Raw genomic sequence first — 19,957 nt, 5'->3', positions numbered from 1 at the left:
GCCTTCGTGTTACCTCCTGCGGGTGGTGTCCCCCAACTTCTCCCCCCTCCTGCCCACATCCGCGGCCGTCGCGCTCGACCTCGTCGAGCTCGACCCCGCGTACCGCGTGTACTTCGAGGGCGACGCCGAGCCGTTCGACCTGCCCGCGGAGGGCGCTCGCGACGCGCTCGTGTCGCTCGACCCGGGTGCCGCCGACGCCCTCGACGCGTACCTCGCGTCCGCGGAGGAGACGTACGGGCTCGCGACAGGGACCTTCCTCTACAGCACCTACGAGTCCCTGCGCCCGCTGATCACCCGCGAGACGCTGCGCGGGCTGCCGACGCTCGCCCGCCTGCTCGCCGAGCCGCTCGACCGCTTCATCGGCCGGCACTCCGCCGACCGGCGCGTGCAGCAGGTGCTCGGCTACCCCGCCGTCTTCCTCGGCACGTCGCCCGCCGCGGCACCCAGCATGTACCACCTCATGAGCCATCTCGACGTGGGTCAGGGCGTGCTCTACCCCCGCGGCGGGTTCGGCGCCGTGATCGACGCCATCGCCCGTCTCGCCGAGCGCGAGGGGGTCCGCATCCGGACGTCGTCTCCGGCGCGCCGCATCGTCGTGGCGGATGGCGCGGCGACGGGGGTCGAGATCGACGGGCCGGACGGCCGGGAGCTGCTGCCGGCCGACGTCGTCGTCTCGAGCGCCGACCTGCACGTCACGGAAAGCCGCCTGCTCGCGCCGGAGCACCGCACCCGCAGTGCGGCGTGGTGGGATCGCCGCGATCCCGGCCCCGGCGCCGTGCTCGCGCTGCTCGGCGTCCGCGGCGAGCTCCCCGAGCTCGCCCACCACACGCTGTTCTTCACGCGCGACTGGGAGGAGGGCTTCGACGCGATCTACGGCGACGCTCCGCGCATCCCCGATCCCGCGTCGCTCTACGTCTGCCGCCCGAGCGCCACCGACGACGTCGCGCCGGACGGGCACGAGAACCTCTTCGTCCTCATCCCCGTCCCCGCCGACACGGGGATCGGCGCGGGCGGCGAGGACGGCACGGGCGACGCGGCCGTCGAGCGCGCGGTCGACGCCGCGATCGACCAGATCGCGGGATGGGCGGGCGTGCCCGACCTGCGCGAGCGCATCGTCGTGCGGCGGAGCATCGGCCCCGCCGACTTCGAGCGCGACTTCGGCGCGTGGCGCGGCGGTGCGCTCGGGCCCGCCCACACGCTCCGCCAGAGTGCGTTCCTGCGCGGCGCGAACGCCTCGTCGCGTGTCGACGGACTCCTCTACGCGGGAGCCACGACCATCCCCGGGATCGGCCTGCCGATGTGCCTCATCAGCGCGGAGCTCGTCGTGAAACGCCTGCGCGGGGATGTCTCGGCCGGCCCCCTGCCAGAACCCGTCGCGAGTGCGGGCGCATGAGCGTCGTCTATCTCGCCTGCCTGCTCGTGTCGCTCGCGGGCGTCGTGCTCCTCGACGTGCGACACCGGCTGTTCCTCGGCCGCGACCCCGTCGCCGCGCTCGCGGTGCTGGGCGCGGGGCTGGTGTTCTTCCTCGCCTGGGATGCCGCGGGCATCGCCCTGGGCATCTTCTTCCGCGCCGAGACGGCGTTCATGACGGGGATCGTGCTCGCCCCGGAGCTGCCTCTCGAGGAGCCCGTGTTCCTCCTGTTCCTCTGCGAGCTCGCCATGGTGCTCTACACCGGCGCCGCGCGCCTGTTCGCCCGGAGGCGCAGCGCATGACGTACCCGCTGCTGTGCGCGGTCTTCGTCGGCGCCGCGCTCCTCGCGGCGCTGCTCCTCGCGCGCCGTGCCCGCGTGCGGATGGCGGCGGCCGCGCTCGCCGCGTCCGCCCTCGTCCTCCTCACGGCCGTCTTCGACAACGTCATGATCGCCGCGGGGCTGTTCGCCTACGACGACGGCCTCATCTCCGGGCTCCGCATCGGCGCGGCGCCCGTGGAGGACTTCGCGTATCCGCTCGCGGCGGCCATCCTGCTGCCCTCCCTCTGGGTCGCGCTGCGCGCCCGCCGCGTGGCGCCCGACGCGGAGGAGGGAACGCCGTGATGCGCGACCTCATCGCGGCCTCCCGTCCCCTCAGCTGGATCAACACGGCCTATCCGTTCGCGGCGGCGTATCTCCTGACCGCGCGCGAGGTCGATCTCGCTCTCGTCGTCGGCACGCTCTTCTTCCTCGTCCCGTACAACCTCGCGATGTACGGCGTGAACGACGTCTTCGACTATGCGTCCGACCTCGCCAACCCGCGCAAGGGCGGCGTGGAGGGTGCCCTCCTCGACCCGCGCCGCCACCGCACGGTGCTCGCGGCGGCTGCGCTGTCGTGCCTGCCGTTCGTCGTCGTGCTCGTCGTGCTCGGATCGCCCTGGTCATGGCTCGTCCTCGCGGTGAGCCTGTTCGCCGTGGTCGCCTACTCGGCCCCGCCGTTCCGTTTCAAGGAGGTGCCCGTTCTCGACTCCGTCACCTCGAGCACGCACTTCGCGAGCCCCGCGCTCTACGGCATCGTGCTCGCGGGAGGGAGCCTCGACGCCGGCTCGGCCGCCGTGCTGTCGGCGTTCTTCCTGTGGGGGCTCGCCAGCCACGCCTTCGGCGCCGTGCAGGACGTCGTGCCCGACCGCGAGGGCGGCATCTCGTCGATCGCGACCGTGCTGGGCGCGCGCACGACGGTGCGCCTCGCGCTCGCCGCATGGACGGCCGCCGGCCTCCTCATGCTCACCACGGGCGTGCCGGGGGCCTGGGCGGCGCTCCTCGCGCTGCCGTACCTGTGGGCCGCCGCGCCCTACGTCTCCGTCTCCGACGCCGACTCCCCGCGGGCCAACCGCGGATGGCGGCACTTCCTCTGGATCAACTACGCCTGCGGCTTCGTCGCGACGATGCTCCTCATCGTCTTCGCGATCGAGACCGCCTGACCCGGGAGCACCCATGAGCCCGACCGACACCCCCGTCGTCCCCTACGCCTCGCCCTCCTCGCGCGACGGATCGCCGCACGTCACCCGCCCGCAGCGGTACGACGCCCTCCTGCTCGCCGGCTTCGGCGGACCCGAGGGGCAGGACGACGTCATCCCCTTCCTCCGCAACGTCACGCGCGGCCGCGGGATCCCCGACGAGCGGCTCGAGGAGGTCGCCCACCACTACCGGGCGTTCGGCGGCGTGAGCCCCATCAACGCCCAGAACAGGGCGCTCAAGGCCGCGCTCGAGGCCGAGATCGCGCGGCGCGGGCTCGAGCTCCCGGTCTACTGGGGCAATCGCAACTGGGCTCCGTACCTCTCCGACGCGGTGGCCGAGGCCGCCGCTGACGGCCGCACGCGCCTCCTCGCCTTCGCGACGAGCGCCTACAGCTCGTACTCCAGCTGCCGGCAGTACCGGGAGGACTTCGCTCGCGTGCTCGACGAGACCGCGCTCGGCGAGACGGTGACGATCGACAAGATCCGCCAGTTCTTCGACCATCCCGGCTTCGTCGACGCCTTCGTCGCCGGCGTCGCCGATGCCGTCTCGTCGTTCCTCGACACGGAGCCTCCCTCCGCGGTGCGCGTGCTCTTCACGACGCACAGCATCCCCGTCGACGACGCCCGCCGGTCGGGCCCGAGCGCGCTCGGGCTGGGCGAGGGCGGCGCCTACGAGGCGCAGCACCGTGCCGTCGCCGACGCCGTCATGCGGCGCGTGGCCGAGCGCGACGCCCGCGCCGCCGACATCGCGTGGGAGCTCGTCTTCCAGTCGCGTTCCGGCCCCGCCTCGCAGCCCTGGCTCGAGCCCGACGTCTGCGATCGCATCGCGGAGCTGCCCGCGGAGGGCGTCTCGGCCGTCGCGATCGTGCCCGTCGGATTCGTGAGCGACCACATGGAGGTGCTGTGGGACCTCGACGAGGAGGCGCTCACCGCGGCGGCCGAGGCCGGCCTGCGCGCCCTCCGGACGCCGACCCCCGGTGTCGACCCCGGCTTCGTGGCGGGCATCGTCGACCTCGTGGAGGAGCGGATGGCCGCCGTCCCGGTCGACGAGCGCGCGCGGGAGACGGCGCTCGGACCGTGGTTCGACGTCTGCCGCCCCGGCTGCTGCGAGAACGCCCGCCTCGGCTTCCGGCCCGCCGCCGCGGGAGTCGCGCCCTGATCCCCTGACGGCACGGGCACCCCTGCCCATTCACCCGCATGGGCAGGGGAGGTGCCCGCGGGTACCCTGGACGACATGCCCGCGCGACGGTGAGTGCTCCGCGTCCGCGGCTGCGGGAGCCCGGGGGGAGGCGCACACGGATGAAGGCGATGGCCTGGTTGCGTGCGCGTCCGAAGACGGCGGCGGGTGCCGCCGTCGTCACCGCCGCGACCGTCGCCATCGGCACGATGGCGTTCGCCTACGAGGGCAATCCGACGACCGAGGTGGAGCTGCACGACGGCAGCGTCTGGATCACGCGGTCGTCGAGCCTGCTCGTCGGGCACTTCAACCACGAGTCGCAGCTGCTCGACGGCAGCCTGCGCACGACGAGCGAGAAGTACGACATCCTGCAGGACGGCCAGGACGTGCTCGTGCTCGACGAGGCCGAGTCGGCCGTCGCCGCGGTCGATCCCGCGACCGTCGCCTTGGGAGACCGCGTCGACCTGCCGGGCGGAGCGCAGGTGGCGCTCGGCGGCGACATCGTCGCGGTGCTCGACGCGCAGTCCGGCGATCTGTACGCGATGCCGTTCCGCACCCTGTCGGGGTTCGACCCCGCCGATGCCGAGCCGGTCGCCGAGCTCGGCGAGGGCGCGGCCGTCACGGTGGGCGTCGACGGCACGGTGCACGCCGTGTCGCGCGACGCGGGGATCGTGACCGTCCCCATGACGGCTGACGGCGAGCCGGAGGACCCCGTCACGACGCCGATCGAGGTCGACGCCGGCGCACCGCTGTCGATCACCGCCGTCGGCTCGCGCGCCGTCGCGCTCGACGGCGCCGACAAGACGCTGCTCGTCGACGACGGCACCGAGATCCCCCTCGGGAGCGTGGAGAGCCCCGTGCTGGCCGCCGACTCCGCGGCGGCCGGCGAGGTCGTCGTCGCGACATCGGGCTCCCTCCTCCGGGCGCCCCTCGACGGGGCCGACCCGACGGAGACGGCCAACGGCGCGGGCGCTCCCGCCCAGCCGGTCGTCCTCGGCGGCTGCGCATACGGAGCGTGGGACGGCGCCGGGGTGTTCCTGCGCGACTGCGGCGGCGACGCGCACGACCTGGCCACGGCCATCCCCGAGTACGAGCCGGACGGCGAGCTCGTCTTCCGCGTGAACCGCGACGTCGTCATGCTCAACGACGCCGTCGGCGGCGGAGCCTGGCTCGCGAGCGAGTCGATGCAGCGCGTCGACAACTGGGAGGAGCTCACCCCGCCCGACGACGGCGAGGAGGAGCAGGAGGACGACACCACGGAGGAGACCCTCGAGACGACGCTGCCGGAGCGCACGCAGGAGAACACGCCCCCCATCGCGGTCGACGACGCCTTCGGCGTGCGCGCGGGGCGCACCGTGATCATCCCCGTGCTCGACAACGACTCCGACGCCGACGGCGACGTCCTGACCATCACGCTGCCCGACGGCGTGCCCGATCTCGCCGACGTGCAGCTCATCCGCAACGGCACGGCGCTGCAGGTCGTCGTCCCGGAGGACGCGACGGGCGGCGGCAGGTTCGTCTACGAGGTCGACGACGGCCGGGGCGGCACGGACCGGGCAGAGGTGCGCCTCGACGTGCATCCGGCCTCGCAGAACGCGGCGCCCGATCAGCAGCGCGTCACGACCGTCGCGGTCGAGACCGGCGGCACCGTGACGTACGACATCATGCCGGACTGGCGCGACGCCGACGGCGACGACCTCTACCTCGCCGAGGTCACGCCCGCCGAGGGCGACGAGGCGACGTTCACGTCGGACGGCCGCATCACGTACCGCGCGATCTCCGGCGCGCAGGGGCCGGTCGAGGTCGAGGTCGTCGTCTCCGACGGCGAGTCGGCGGCGTCCGGCACGCTCAAGCTCGACGTGCGCCCGACGGGCTCGACGCCTCCCGTGACCAACGCCGACCACGTGGTCGTGCGCCTCGGCCAGCAGGCGACCGTCTCGCCGCTCGCGAACGACATCTCCGCGAGCGTCGAGCCGCTGCGGCTGACGAAGGTCGACGAGGTCGAGGGGCTCACGATCACGCCGGCCTTCTCCGACAAGACGTTCACCGTCGAGGGGTCGGAGGTCGGCACGGAGTACGTGCAGTACCTCGCCGCGTCGGGGGCCAACGCCGTCCCCGGCATCGTGCGCGTCGACGTCGTGCCCGACGAGGGCAGCGACCTGCCGCCCGTCGCGGTGCGCGACATCGCGCTGCTCCCCGCCGGCGGCGAGGTGCTCGCCAACGTCCTCGCGAACGACTCCGACCCCGCGGGCGGCGTGCTCGTCGTGCAGTCGGTGTCGGTGCCGGAGGACTCCGGGATCGCCGTCGCGGTGCTCGGCCACGAGACCCTGCGCATCACCGACCGCGCGCAGCTGCAGGAGCAGACGACCCTCACCTACCGGATGTCGAACGGGGCGCAGACCGTCGAGGGCCAGGTCGTCGTCTCGCCCATCCCCGCCGAGGAGACGCTGCGGCCGCCCGTCGCCAACGACGACCTCGACGTCGTCGTCCGCGCGGGCGACGTCGTCACCGTGCCCGTGCTCGACAACGACTACCACCCGAACGGCGACGAGATCCACGTCGCAGACGAGCTCGTGGAGGCGCCGGTCGACCCCGAGGTCGGCACGGCGTTCGTCTCGAACGACACCGTGCGCTTCCGTGCGGGCACGGAGCCGCAGACGGTCGAGGCCGTCTACGAGGTCGTCGACTCCACGGGGCAGAGCGACGCGGGGCTCGTCCGGTTCGAGATCCTGCCCGTCGACGAGGAGGCCAACGAGGCCCCCAACCCGCTCGACGTGACGGTGCGGGCGCTGGCGGGCGAGCAGGCGACCGTGAGCATCCCGCTCGACGGCATCGATCCGGACGGCGACTCGGTCTCGCTCGTCGAGATCGCCTCGTCGCCGCAGCGCGGGCGCATCGAGGCCGTCGAGTCCGACCACTTCATCTACCGCGCCTACGACGACGCGGCGGGGCTCGACACCTTCACGTACCGGGTCCGCGACGCGCTCGGCGTGGAGGCGGTCGGGACCATCCGCGTCGGCGTCGCCCCCGCCGAGACGGCGAACCAGGCGCCCTACGCCGTGACCGACGCGCTGCACGTGCGGCCCGGGCGCACGGTGGCGGTGCCCGTCGTCGCCAACGACGTCGACCCCGACGGCGAGACCCCGGGCCTCGTCGCCGACGGGCTGACGGTGCCCGACGTCGACGGACTGTCGGCCGAGGTGGTCGACGGAGGGGCCGTGGAGGTGACGGCGCCCGACCGCGAGATGGAGACGGCCGTCCAGTACACGATCCAGGACTCCCACGGCGCGACGGCGCAGGGCGTCATCCAGATCACCGTCGACCCCGAGGTGCCGCTGCAGGCGCCCGTCGCCCAGGACGACTTCGTGCTCGCCGCCGACGTCACCGACGAGCTCACCGCCGAGGTCGACCTGTTCGCGAACGACTCCGACCCCGACGGCACGACCTCCTTCGCCGACGTCGCGGTCGACGGCGGCACGTTCGACGCCGCTGCGGGCATCCTCACCGTCGACGTCCTCGAGACCCGCCAGCTGATCGAGTACACCGTCACCGACGAGGACGGCCTGACGGGAACGGCGTACGTCCACGTGCCGGCGCAGGTCGACCTGCGGCCCGTGCTCCTCGACACCGAGCCGCTCGTCGTCCCGAGCAACACCGCCGTCGAGATCCCGCTCGCCGACTACGTGAAGTCGATGACGGGTGCGCCCGTCATCCTCACCGACGCCGAGAAGGTGCAGGCCGGCAACAGCGACGGCTCCGCGCTCGTGCGCGATGAGTCGACGCTGGTCTACACCTCGGCCTACCGCTACTCGGGCGCCGACGCGATCACGTTCGAGGTGACCGACGGCGAGTCGATCGACGACCCGGGCGGCGCCCGCGCGACCCTCACCATCCCCCTCACGGTGCTGCCGCCCGAGAACGAGCCGCCCGAGGTGACGAGCAGCGAGATGACGGCGGGCGCGGGCGACGGGCCGGTCTCGCTCGACCTCGCGACGCTCGCGACCGACATCGACGGCGACGACCTGACCTTCGCGCTCGGCGGCATCGCCTCCGTCAGCGACGTCGAGCTCACGATCGACGGCTCGGTGCTCACGGTCGACGCCGGCCCCGACACGGCCGGTCTCGACCGCACGGTCGGGTTCACGGTGTCGGACGGCCGGAACGATCCCGTCGCGGGGGAGATCGCGGTCTCGATCGCGGCGTCCTCGCGCCCCCTCCCCGTCGCGAACGACGACGTGTTCGCGGAGTGGGATCAGGGCGAGGCGCTCACGGTCCCCGTCCTCGAGAACGACGTGAACCCGTTCGAGGACGTTCCGCTCGAGCTGCTCTCGGCGACCCTCGAGACGGGCGAGGCGGAGGTCGAGGTCGAGGGCGACCAGGTCGTCGTGACCCCGGCGGGCGACTTCCACGGCACGGTCGTCGTGCGGTACCGGGTGGCCGATGCGACCGGTGCGCAGGACCGGATGGTCGAGGGCCGCATCCGGGTGACGGTCCAGGGCGTGCCGGGCACGCCGGGCAAGCCCACCGTCTCGAGCGTGCAGAGCCGCCAGGTCGCCCTCAGCTGGACGCCGCCGTCCGACAACGGCTCCGCCATCACGGAGTACCTCGTGTCGAGCGTCGACGGCGCGTACGAGCGGTCGTGCGCCGCGACGACGTGCACGCTCGACGGGCTCCAGAACAACGTCGAGTACCAGTTCACGGTCGTCGCCGTGAACGCCGTCGGCGCCTCGGAGGCGTCGCTCGCGAGCCAGGTGGCGCGGCCGGATGCGCGGCCCGACACGCCCCAGGCTCCGCAGATCACGGGCTTCGGCGACCGCAGCCTCGACATCCAGTGGAAGACGCCGTCGACGCCCGGATCGCCCGTGGAGAGCTACACGCTGGAGATCTCGCCCGCGCCGCCGAACGGCATCGCGACGAAGACGGGCGTCACGGGCAACGCCCTCACGTGGGAGGGGCTGGAGAACGGCACGGCCTATCAGGTGCGCGTACGCGCCCACAACCTCGCTCCCGACCCCTCATCGTGGAGCGCGTGGTCGGCGACGAACATCCCCGCCACCGTGCCCGACGCCCCCGCGCAGCCGACGACCGCCATGGCGCAGCCGGTCGGCGACCAGGCCCGCCTCACGGTGTCGTGGACGAAGCCCGCGACGAACGGCGACGAGATCGACGGCTACCAGCTCCAGGTCATCCGCGGCGGCGAGGTCCTGCAGACGCTCCCCGTCGACGCCTCCCAGACGTCGCGGACGGTCGAGGTCGACACGTCGGAGACCGACTACACGTTCCAAGTGCAGGCGAAGAACAAGGCCGGATGGGGCGGCTGGAGCCCCGCGTCGGAGCCCCGCCGCGCCTACACGGCGCCCGACGCGCCCACGGGCGTCACGGCGACGACGCCGAACGAGGACGGCAGGATCGCCGTCTCGTGGACGCCGTCGGACCGCAACGGCATCAAGGAGAGCGAGATCTCCTGGCAGTACGCGCTCAACGGCGGCGAGTGGACGAGCGCCTGGTCGGGAGCCGCGAACCCCGCAGGCTCCGTCATCGCCGCCGGCCTCTCGAACGGCTCGACGTACACGGTGTCGGTGCGGGCCGTGTATGCCGCGAGCCTCACGCCCGGAGGAGGCGCGGGGACCGTCGCGAGCGCAGGTTCCGCCCCCTCGGGCGAGGTCATCCCGTACGGCGCCATCCGCACGCCGTCGGCGACCGCCGAGCGCGCGGGAGACGGCCGCGACATCCGCTTCACGTGGACGGCGCCGCAGCCGAACGGCCGCGACGTCGCCATGCAGATCCGCATCGACGGCGGCGCCTGGGAGGCGGTGGACGCGACCGGGTCGATCACGCGCTCGTACGGGTACTCCGAGCCGCACACCATCGAGGCCCGCGCGACGACGGCGGAGGGCCAGGTGAGCGACACCGTGACCGCGTCGGCCACGACCATCCCGCAGGCGCGCGCCTGGACGACGCAGGCGCCCGACCAGAGCGCCAAGGACGAGAAGAACTGCAGCACCGACAACTGCGAGTACCTCATCCTCAACGTCGAGAACTTCCCCGCGGGCGACTACCGCGCATCGTGCAACTCGCCCGACGGGCCGTTCCGCGATGTCGGCGTCATCAGCATCCCCGCCAACGGGTCGATCTACGTCGGCTCGAACCCGCACTGCTACTACGGCACGGCCGGCAACAAGGTCTACGTCCACATCGAGGGATGGGGCGACGCCGAGGCCGTGGTCTGGCGCTGACCCCACCCCACCGAGGAGAACCCCCGCATGACGATGACCCCCGAGCAGGCGTCCTGGTTCCAGGAGACCTTCGAGCGCCTGGTCGACAACGTCGACCGCGCCCTCATGGGCAAGCGCGAGATCGTCGGCCTCGTCGTGTCGGCCATGCTCGCCGAGGGCCACGTGCTCCTCGAGGATGCTCCGGGCACGGGCAAGACGAGCCTCGCGAAGGCGCTCGCGGCGACCGTGCAGGGCACGTCGAACCGCATCCAGTTCACGCCCGACCTGCTGCCGTCCGACGTGACGGGCGTGACCATCTACGACCAGCAGGAGCACCGCTTCGAGTTCCACCGCGGGCCCGTGTTCGCCTCGATCGTCCTCGCCGACGAGATCAACCGCGCGAGCCCGAAGACGCAGTCGGCGCTGCTGGAGGTCATGGAGGAGTCGCGCGTCACGGTGGACGGCGCCGCCCACGAGGTGGGGCGCCCCTTCCTCGTCATCGCGACGCAGAACCCCATCGAGCAGGCCGGAACCTACAAGCTCCCCGAGGCGCAGCTCGACCGCTTCCTCGTGAAGACCTCGATCGGCTATCCGACGGTCGAGGTGACCGAGCGCATCCTCGCGGGATCCGCCGACCGCAACCCCGCGGCATCGCTCTCCGCCATCATCACGACGGGCGCGGTCGCCGACATGGCCGACCTCGCGTCGACGGCGCACATCGAGGCGAGCGTGCTCCGGTATGCCGCAGAGCTCGCGGAGGCGACGCGCGAGGACCCCGACACGATGCTCGGTGTCTCCGTGCGCGGCGCGCTCGCGATCGTGCGTCTGGCGAAGGTGCGCGCGGCGTCGCTCGGCCGGCACTACGTCGTCCCCGACGACGTCAAGGCGCTCGTCGGCCCCGTGTGGACGCACCGCATCGTGCTCGACCCCGAGGCGGAGTTCTCCGGGGCGACGGCGGCGCGCGTCATCTCGCGCGTCGTCTCGCAGGTGGCCGCCCCGCAGGTGCGATGACGACCGAGGACGCGACGAGCACGCCGGACGAACCGGTCGAGCGCACGGGCTGGACGGCCGCCGGGCGCCGTGCCGCGGTGCTCGCGCTCGCTGCGGCGCGCGCCGTCGCGGGCGTCGTGCGACCGCTCGCGTGGATCCTCCTCGCCGCCGCCGTCGTGCTGGGCGTGCTCGGGACGGTCTACGGATGGCGGGAGGTGCGCACGATCGCCGTCGTGCTGGCCGCGACGCTCGTGCTGTCCGTGCTGTTCCTCTTCGGCCGCACGTCATACGCCGTCGAGCTCGACCTGACCCGCACGCGCGTCGTCGTGGGAGAGCGCGCCGTCGGGGCGCTGCGACTCGCGAACACGGGGACGCGGCGCATCCTGCCCTCCCGCATCGTGCTGCCGGTCGGGTCGGGGCGCGGCGTCTTCGGCGTGCGCCAGCTCGCCCCCGGCGACAGCATCGAGGAGCTCTTCTCCATCCCGACGCAGAAGCGGGCCGTCCTGGCGGTCGGCCCCGTGAGCATCGTGCGGGGCGACCCGTTCGGGCTCTACGAGCGCGTCGACCGGCGCGACGAGCCCGTGCCGCTCTACGTGCACCCGCGCACCGTGCGGCTCGAGGGGCAGTCGATCGGGTTCGTCCGCGATCTCGAGGGCATGGAGACGCGCGACCTCGCACGCGACGACATCGCGTTCCACGCGCTCTCCGAGTACCAGCCGGGCGACGACCTGCGCCACGTGCACTGGCGCTCGACGGCGCGCACCGGCACCCTCATGATGCGCACGTACGAGCAGACCCGGCGGTCGCACTTCGTCATCGGCCTGTCGACCGCGACGGCCGACTACGCCGGCGAGGCGGAGTTCGAGACCGCCGTCTCGGCGGCGGCGTCGCTCGGCCTGCGGGCCCTGCGGGACGCGTTCCACGTCGAGGCGCGCGTGCCCGCCGGCCCCCTGCGGGCCGATTCCGGCCGACGGCTCCTCGACTCCCTGTCGGGCGTCGACGGCACCCGGTCGCGCGAGGGCCGCGTGGCCGATCTCGCCGGCGCGGTCGCGGCCTCCGCACCGCTCGCGAGCGTCGTCGTCCTCGTGTGCGGCGGGGGCACCGCTCCCGCCGATCTGCGCGACGCCGTCTCGCGGCTCCCCGCGGGCGCGCGCACGCTCGCCGTCGTCGTCTCGGCCGATGCGGAGACGGGGCGGCGACGCATCGGCGACACCGACGTGCTGACGATCGCCGAGCTCGACGACCTGCCGCGCGCCCTGCGGAAGGCGCTGGGGTGATGCGGGACCCGGGCGGATGGCCGCGGCGCGCGCTCGATCTCGGGGCGGCGCTGCTGCTCCTGCTGGTGCCCGTCATCGGCTTCGGCCCCACCTTCGAGGGGCTCTCCTCCCTGCCTGCCGCGACCGGAGGGCTCGTGCTCGGGCTCGCGATCGCGACGGCCGGGGCCATCCGGCGCTGGAGCGTGCTGCTCGTCGCGGCCGTCGTCGTCGCGGCGTACTTCGTCTTCGGCGGGGCGCTCGCGCTCGGGCACACCGCGATCGGCGGCGTGGTCCCGACGCTCGAGACCCTGCGGCAGCTCGCGGCCGGCGTCATCACGGCGTGGAAGTCGCTCCTCACCTCGGTCGCGCCCGTCGCCGCGGAGGACGGGCACCTCATCGTGCCGTTCCTCCTCTCCCTCGTCTTCGCCACCGTGACCGCGAGCCTGGCGCTGCGCGTCGAGCAGGCGGCGTGGACGCTCGTGCCGGCCGGCGCCTTCCTCGTCCTGCAGATCGCCCTCGGAACGGTCGACCCCGCCGCGCCGCTCGTGCAGGGAGCGCTGTTCGCCGTCGCCGCGGTGGCGTGGCTCTCGGTGCGGGCGGCGCTCGCCCCCGAGCAGGGCGCAGCCGTCGCGGCGACGTCCGAGGAGGGCGGGGGAGCGGACGGCCGATCCGCGCTCGTGCGGCGGCTCGCAGCGGGCGGCGCCGTGCTCGCGGTCGCCGTCGGCGCCGGGGCGGTCTCGCTCGCCGCCACGCCTGCGGACGAGACCCGCGCGGTGCTCCGTGAGGTGATCATCCCGCCCTTCGACGTGCGCCAGTACCCGAGCCCGCTGCAGTCGTTCCGCAAGTACGTGCGCGACTACGACGAGGACCCGCTCCTCACCGTGACGGGGCTCCCGGCGGGATCGCGCGTGCGGCTCGCCACCATGGACGCGTACACGGGCGTCGTGTACGACGTCGCGGAGTCCTCGAGCGACTTCACGCCGTTGCGGTCGAACATGGCCGAGGGTGCGGAGGGCCAGCAGGCGACGATCGGCTTCGAGATCCAGGGATACGAGGGGCCGTGGCTGCCCGATGCGGGCGCCGTCGACAGCATCGCGTTCACGGGCACGCGCGGCGACGACCTGCGACGGGGCGCGTACTACAACGACCGGACCGACACGGCGGTCGTGCGCGACGGGCTGCGCGAGGGCGACGCCTACACGATCGATACCGTGCTGCCCACGGCGACGGCCGACACGGTCGCAGCCGACGACGTCTTCGCCGACGTCGAGATCCCGACCGCGGAGGATGTGCCGGGGGACCTCGCGGAGATCGCCGCGGACGCCGTCGTCGCCGCGACGACCCCCATCGACACGGTGCTCGCCCTGGAGGCGTTCCTCTCCGAGTCCGGCGCGTTCAGCCACGGCCTCGAGGGCGAGGTGGTCTCGCGCGCGGGGCACGGCTCGCAGCGCATCGCGGCCCTCGTGGGTGCGACGCAGATGGTGGGCGACGACGAGCAGTACGCCGTCGCGATGGCCCTCATGGCGGGCGAGCTCGGAATCCCCGCGCGCGTCGTGATGGGCTTCCATCCCGACGAGGACGCCGCGGCGTCCGACCCGTACCTCGTGACCGGCGAGGATGTCCACGCCTGGGTCGAGGTCGCGTTCCGCGGCGCCGGGTGGGTCGCGTTCGACCCCACGCCCCCCGAGGACCAGGTGCCGAACGACCAGACGACGAAGCCGCGCAGCGATCCGAAGCCCCAGGTGCTGCAGCCGCCGCCTCCGCCGCAGGAGCCGGCCGAGCTGCCGCCTCTCGTCCCCGACGAGCGGAAGACCGACGACCCGGAGGAGCCGGACGACGGCACGCTCGCCATCGTGCTCGTGGCGGGCGGCATCGGGCTCGGGACGATCCTCCTGCTGCTCTCCCCGCTCGTCGTGATCGGCGCCCTCAAGGCGGCGCGCCGGCGCAGACGCCGCCAGGCCGAGAAGGCGTCCGATCGGATCAGCGGCGGATGGGCCGAGCTGCGCGACCGCGCGGTCGACTTCCGCGCGTTCCCCGTCGACGCGCCGCGCGGGCGCACGCGCGTGGAGGAGGCCGCCGTGCTCACGGAGGCGCTCGACGACACACGCGTCGACGCGCTCGCCGTCCGCGCCGATGCCGAGGTGTTCGGCCCGGGCGAGCCCCGCCCTGAGGACGTGGAGGCGTTCTGGGCGGAGGTCGACTCCCTCGTGGGCGGCATGAAGGACGGGTCGTCGCCGTGGCGGAGGCTGCGTGCACGGCTGAGCCTGCGCTCGCTGCGTCGTCCGGGAGGATGGCAGGACAGGATCCGCGCGCGTCGCGCCGTTCGCGCGCGGGGACGGAAGGATGGGTGAGATGACGACACCGGCACCGCACAGCAGCGGCCGCCCGCCGCTTCCGGCCGGCTACGGGCCGGCGCCGCTGCGGCCCGCTCCCGATGCCGTCGCCCCGCTGGGGCGTCGCGCGCTCGCGTACCTCGTCGACGTCGCGGTCGTCGTGGTCGGCGCGGGAGCGCTGGGAGGCCTCACGGCGTGGGCGTTCCTCGCCGGACCGCTCTGGCTGGGCGCCGCGCTCGCCGCCGTCGCGAGCGTGCTGGTCGTCGGCTGGTGGCTGCTCTACAGCTGGCTGCAGGGCGGCCGTCGCGGCACCCCCGGCATGAGGTGGATGGGCACGCGGCTCGTGCGCGCGGACGGAGGCGCGCCGCTCGGGTTCGGGCGCGCACTGCTGCGCAACATCATCTGGGCGCTCGCGGCCAGCATCGTCGTGGGGTACGTGTCGGTGCTCTTCGACCGGTCCGGTCGGCGCCAGGGATGGCACGACCTCGTCGCCGACGCCCTCGTGCTCGACGCACGGGCCGCGTCGAGCCCGGCCCCCTCCGATGCGCAGGCGTCGGCCGGTCTTCCGCTCCCGCCCCGCGCCCCCGCGCCCCCGGCGCAGGCGGCACCCGCCTCCGTTTCCGCGGTGCACGATCCCGCGCCCGCTCCGGTGGCGTCCGTTCCCGCGCCCGCTTCCGCGGCACCGGCACCTGCGGCGCCGGCGCGCGTCGAACCCGGCCTCGTCATCCCCCCGCGTCCCCCGCTCCCGGCGCCGGCCGCACCGGCACCCGCTGCGCAGGCTCCCGGTGGCCGGGGCTCCGGTCCCGAGCGGACCGTCCCGCCCGTTCCGCCGACCCCGCCCGTTCCGCCGACCCCGCCCGTTCCGCCGACCCCGCCCGTTCCTCCTCGCGTGGATGCCGCACCCCCTCGCGCCGAGACGGATCAGGTCGGCGGCGGCGCGCTCATCGACCGCGTCCCCGGCATCACGCAGGACCCGCCCCTCGCGCCGGTGCGTGCTGCGGCGCAGCCCGCGCCTGCGGCCCAGGCCATCCCCGAGGCGACGCCGACCACCGCCATCCCCGAGGCGACGCCGGCCCCGGCCGACCCCGCGGCGTCCGCGTCGGCCTGGTCCGACGACGACCTCTCCGACGAGACGATCATCCCCGGCGAGCGGTCGTCCGACCCGCTGCTCGACGACACCGTCGTCGTGCGGCGGCCCGCGGCCCGCCCGACGACCTCTCTCGTCTGGGACGACGGCGCCGTGCACACGATCGACGGCATCTCGCTGTTCGGACGCAACCCGTCGGGCGACGGCGACCGCATCGCCGTGCGCGACGAGACGCTCTCGCTGTCGAAGACCCACTTCTCCGTCGACGTCGACGCCGACGGCGCCTGGATCGTCGACCTGCACTCCACGAACGGCGTGGCGATCGTGCGCGGCGACGAGCGCATCGAGGTCGTCCCGGGCGAGCGCACCGCCCTGCACGAGGGCGACGTCCTCGAGCTCGGAGACCGCACCGCGACCGTGGGGGGCGCCGCATGACGGCGCCCATCACGGTGTCGTTCGGCGCGGCGACCGACGTGGGGCGCCGCCGCAGCCTCAACGAGGACTCCGTCATCGCCGAGGCTCCCGTCTTCCTCGTCGCCGACGGGATGGGCGGGCACGATGCCGGCGAGGCGGCATCGCAGATGGCCGTCGACGCGTTCCGTGCGTTCGCGGGGCGCACGCACGTCGACGTCGACGCCGTGCGGGGGGCGCTCGACGCCGTCCGCCGCCGCATCGACGTGCTGTCGTCGTCGCGCGGTGCCGGAGCGGGAACGACTCTCACCGGCGTCGTCGTCACCGAGACGCGCGGCGTCGGGCACTGGCTCGCCCTCAACATCGGCGACTCGCGCACCTACCGCCTCTCCGGCGGGAACCTCGCGCAGATCAGCGTCGACCACTCGCTCGTGCAGGAGCTCGTCGACGCGGGGGAGCTCGCAGCCGCGCAGGCCGAGGGCGATCCGCGACGCAACGTCATCACGCGCGCGCTCGGCGCGGGAAGCAGCGCCCGCATCGACTACTGGATGCTCCCCGCGGCACCCGGCGACCGCATCCTCGTGTGCTCGGACGGCCTGCCGCGCGAGATCGATCACGCCGCGATCGGAGACATCCTCCGACGCGAGCCCGATCCGCAGCGCGCGGCCGACCGGCTCGTGGCGGCGGCCGTGGCGCGAGGTGGGCGCGACAACGTCACCGCCATCGTCGTCGACGCCCTCGCGGTGGCCGGGCGCGGCGGCGCCGACGACACCGGCGAGCTCGACGTCGACACCCGCCCTCGTCGGGAGCGCGCATGACGGCCGTCGCGGCGCCATCGCGGGGGCCGGCGGGCGATCACGACGGGTGCACCGTCCCCTCAGGCAGGCCCGGCGACCACGACGGCGACACCCGTCCGCATGCGTCGCGCCGGGGCCGGCGCCGCGTCGAGGGGCGGATGGTCCTCCCGACGGGCGAGGTCGTCGCGATCGACGCCCCCGTCGTCGTGGGCCGTCTGCCGCGGGCCGGGGCGATGCGCGGCGCGCGCCTGGTCGCGGTGCCGAGCCCGACCGGGGAGGTCTCCCGCAGCCACCTCGCCGTCCTCCCCGTCGGCGAGGGAGTCGTCGTCGCCGACCTCGCCTCGACGAACGGCTCGGTCCTCATCCGCTCGGCCTCCGCGCCCGAGTCCCTTCCCCCGCACGAGCGGACCGTCGTCGTCTCGGGGGATGTCGTCGACCTCGGCGACGGCGCGGCCATCCGCTTCGAGGGGCTCGCGTGAGCACGCGCCGCCCTGCCGCCCCGCCGCCCGAGATCCCCGGCTTCCACTACGTCGACGTGCTCGGGTCGGGCGGGTTCGCCGACGTGTACCGCTACGAGCAGGAGCTGCCGCGACGCCAGGTCGCGATCAAGGTGATGCTCGCGGACGGCGCCGTGTCGGATGCCGCGCAGTTCACGGCCGAGGCCAACGTCATGGCGATGCTCTCGAGCCATCCGGCGATCGTGACGGTGCTGCAGGCCGGCGTCGCCGCCGACGAGCGCCCGTACCTCGTCATGGAGTACTGCCCGGGGCCGAACCTGCAGGTCCGCTACCGGCGCGAGCCGCTGTCGGTCGCCGAGACGCTCCGCATCGGCATCCCCATCGCGGGAGCGGTCGAGACCGCGCACCGCGCGGGCGTGCTGCATCGCGACATCAAGCCCGCGAACATCCTCGTCACGGAGTACGGCCGACCCGCGCTCACCGACTTCGGCATCGCCGCGACGGCCCACGCGCCGTCCGAGGCGACGGGGATGTCGATCCCGTGGTCGCCTCCTGAGGCGTTCGGCGACGTGCAGCGCAGCGCGCCCCGCTCCGACGTCTACCAGCTGGGCGCGACGCTCTACACGCTGCTCGCCGGCCGGTCGCCGTTCGAGATCCCGGGCAGGAGCAACGGCACGGCCGACGTGGTCGACCGCATCCAGACCCTGCCGCTGCCGAGACTCGACCGTCCCGACGTGCCGGAGTCGCTGCAGGAGGTGCTCGCGAAGGCGATGGCGAGGCGGATGGCCGACCGCCATCCGACCGCGCTCGCGCTCGCCCGCGACCTGCAGCGGATCCAGGCCGAGCTCGGCGAGACGGTCACGCCGATCGACATCATCGACGAGCGGCCCGTCGCGGAGCGCGGGGACGACTCCGACGGCGGACGCACGCGCGTGCGGGGCGTCGTCAGCATCGAGCCGCAGGCGGCGGGCGCCGCCTCCGTCGACGCCGACACCGTGCTGCGCGGGGCCGTCAGCATCGAGCCCGTCGACGCCACGGTCATCCGTCCGCCGTACTCCGCGAAGAAGGCCGACGCGCCGCGCACCGAGATCTCCGCGGAGCGCGCGCGTGCGCGGTGGCCGTGGATCACCGCCGCGGTCGTCGTCGGCCTCGCCGCGGTCGGCGTCGTCGCGGCCGGCATCCCCGCGCTCCTCGCTCCGCCGGAGCCGCAGGAGACGACGGCGACGATCGCCCCTCAGGACCCCGTCGCGGTCGTTCCCGCCGTCGAGGAGCTCACGGGGGAGGCGGCCGGCGACGAGGTCGTCTTCACGTGGACCAACCCCGATCCCGAGGAGGGCGACAGCTACATCTGGGACGCCGCCGCGATCGACGAGGAGCCGGATCCCGAGGTCACGCAGGAGACCTCCGTCACGGTGCCGGCGCGCGGCGCGCAGACGTGCCTGACGGTGACCCTGCGGCGCGCGAACGGCACGAGTTCGGCCGACGAGACGGCGTGCGTCGGGGGATGACGGGCGGCGCGCCGGGGCTGGGAATCGAGGGGGGCGGCACGGCAGAATGGACGTGGAGGCCAGGGACATGACGCACGCAGACACGACCGACACCGAGATCCATCAGGCAGCGGAGTGCCCGGAGTGCTTCGTGGAGCTGCGCCGCGACAACGACTGGTGGCAGGCGCGCCCCGCCGGTTCCCGCCTGGTCGGCCTCGTCGTGCAGCGCGACGACATGCCGTCGGTCATCCAGCAGCGCGACGACCTCACGAGGTTCGGCGTGCCGATCGAGAGCTTCCGGCATCCAGCGCCCAACATCCTGGAGTCGTGGGAGCAGCGGCTCGAGCGGCTGTTCTCGCACCTCAAGGCCGGCGACGTGCTCGTCGTCGCGAGCGTGCACGCGCTCGGGCGCGATGCCGCGGAGGAGGTCCGCACGATCGCGGCGCTGACGCGTCGCGGCGTCGTCGTGAAGGTGCTCGACCACGGCCGGAAGCACCTCCACGACGCGCCATCCGTCCGCTGACGATCGCCCCGGGAGTGGACCGGCGCCGCGTCAGATGAGCGAGAGCTCCCGGAGCTTCGCCTCGACGTCGGCGTTGGACGGCTCGACGTGGTGGCTGGCGTCGGGGTAGACGACGACGGGGATGTTCGTCCGGCCGGAGATCTCCTTGGCGACGTCGGCCGCGGCGGGGTCCGCCTCGAGGTCGACGTAGGTGTAGGCGACTCCGAGCCCGTCGAGCTGCGCCTTCGTGCGGCGGCAGTCGCGGCACCACTCGGCGCCGAACATCGTGATCTCGTTCGCGTTCGTCATGTCTCCAGG

Annotated in this window: 15 protein-coding genes; 14 read left to right on the top strand and 1 reads right to left on the bottom strand. The window is 73.9% G+C overall.

What is annotated here, in order from left to right:
- The 14 genes from crtI to ACWGPF_RS03430 all read left to right on the top strand — a co-directional run.
- Positions 1-1,393: phytoene desaturase family protein (gene crtI, locus ACWGPF_RS03495; protein WP_452331498.1), on the top strand; the 1,393-nt coding region annotated here is incomplete at its 5' end.
- Positions 1,390-1,713, top strand: coding sequence for a lycopene cyclase domain-containing protein (locus ACWGPF_RS03490; RefSeq protein ID WP_452331497.1), 324 nt, complete (start codon positions 1,390-1,392; stop codon positions 1,711-1,713). The genes crtI and ACWGPF_RS03490, both read left to right, overlap by 4 nt.
- Positions 1,710-2,033 (top strand): lycopene cyclase domain-containing protein, encoded by a 324-nt coding sequence (locus tag ACWGPF_RS03485; RefSeq protein ID WP_452331496.1) that lies wholly within the window; start codon positions 1,710-1,712, stop codon positions 2,031-2,033. Before ACWGPF_RS03490 ends, ACWGPF_RS03485 begins: the two co-directional genes overlap by 4 nt.
- Positions 2,033-2,890 (top strand): prenyltransferase, encoded by an 858-nt coding sequence (locus ACWGPF_RS03480; protein ID WP_452331572.1) that lies wholly within the window; start codon positions 2,033-2,035, stop codon positions 2,888-2,890. Before ACWGPF_RS03485 ends, ACWGPF_RS03480 begins: the two co-directional genes overlap by 1 nt.
- A gap of 13 nt (positions 2,891-2,903) precedes the next feature.
- On the top strand, positions 2,904-4,085 hold the full coding sequence (locus ACWGPF_RS03475; RefSeq protein ID WP_452331495.1) for a ferrochelatase: 1,182 nt from the start codon (positions 2,904-2,906) through the stop codon (positions 4,083-4,085).
- 140 nt (positions 4,086-4,225) lie between these two features.
- Positions 4,226-10,339 carry an Ig-like domain-containing protein gene (locus ACWGPF_RS03470; RefSeq protein ID WP_452331494.1) on the top strand — a complete coding sequence of 2,038 codons (6,114 nt, stop codon included), beginning with the start codon at positions 4,226-4,228 and terminating at the stop codon, positions 10,337-10,339.
- Between the two features lie 27 nt (positions 10,340-10,366).
- Entirely contained in the window at positions 10,367-11,329 is a 963-nt protein-coding gene (locus tag ACWGPF_RS03465; RefSeq protein ID WP_452331493.1) for an AAA family ATPase, read from the top strand.
- The gene (locus tag ACWGPF_RS03460; RefSeq protein ID WP_452331492.1) at positions 11,326-12,585 is read left to right on the top strand and encodes a DUF58 domain-containing protein; all 1,260 of its coding nucleotides are present in this window, start codon (positions 11,326-11,328) and stop codon (positions 12,583-12,585) included. The genes ACWGPF_RS03465 and ACWGPF_RS03460 overlap by 4 nt, the downstream gene beginning before the upstream one ends.
- Positions 12,585-14,915, top strand: coding sequence for a transglutaminase family protein (locus ACWGPF_RS03455; RefSeq protein ID WP_452331571.1), 2,331 nt, complete (start codon positions 12,585-12,587; stop codon positions 14,913-14,915). The genes ACWGPF_RS03460 and ACWGPF_RS03455 overlap by 1 nt, the downstream gene beginning before the upstream one ends.
- Before the next feature lies 1 nt (position 14,916).
- Positions 14,917-16,419, top strand: a complete 1,503-nt coding sequence (locus tag ACWGPF_RS03450; protein WP_452331491.1) for an RDD family protein — start codon at positions 14,917-14,919, stop codon at positions 16,417-16,419.
- Positions 16,416-17,213: a PP2C family protein-serine/threonine phosphatase gene (locus ACWGPF_RS03445; RefSeq protein ID WP_452331490.1), complete on the top strand. Its 798-nt coding sequence runs from the start codon at positions 16,416-16,418 to the stop codon at positions 17,211-17,213. The genes ACWGPF_RS03450 and ACWGPF_RS03445 overlap by 4 nt, the downstream gene beginning before the upstream one ends.
- A gap of 137 nt (positions 17,214-17,350) precedes the next feature.
- The gene (locus tag ACWGPF_RS03440; RefSeq protein ID WP_452331489.1) at positions 17,351-17,671 is read left to right on the top strand and encodes a hypothetical protein; all 321 of its coding nucleotides are present in this window, start codon (positions 17,351-17,353) and stop codon (positions 17,669-17,671) included.
- Complete coding sequence (locus tag ACWGPF_RS03435; RefSeq protein WP_452331488.1) at positions 17,668-19,158, top strand: serine/threonine-protein kinase; 1,491 nt, start codon at positions 17,668-17,670, stop codon at positions 19,156-19,158. The genes ACWGPF_RS03440 and ACWGPF_RS03435 overlap by 4 nt, the downstream gene beginning before the upstream one ends.
- A gap of 67 nt (positions 19,159-19,225) precedes the next feature.
- Entirely contained in the window at positions 19,226-19,660 is a 435-nt protein-coding gene (locus ACWGPF_RS03430) for a recombinase family protein (RefSeq protein WP_452331487.1), read from the top strand.
- 30 nt (positions 19,661-19,690) lie between these two features.
- On the opposite strand, the gene ACWGPF_RS03425 is transcribed toward ACWGPF_RS03430, so the two are convergent.
- Positions 19,691-19,948 carry a glutaredoxin family protein gene (locus ACWGPF_RS03425; protein ID WP_452331486.1) on the bottom strand — a complete coding sequence of 86 codons (258 nt, stop codon included), beginning with the start codon at positions 19,946-19,948 and terminating at the stop codon, positions 19,691-19,693.
- Positions 19,949-19,957: the final 9 nt, after the last annotated feature.

The sequence above is a fragment of the Microbacterium sp. NPDC055683 genome, assembly GCF_053617895.1.
The sequence above is the reverse complement of the archived record's forward strand: the minus strand, read 5'-3'. Positions and strand labels throughout refer to the sequence as shown.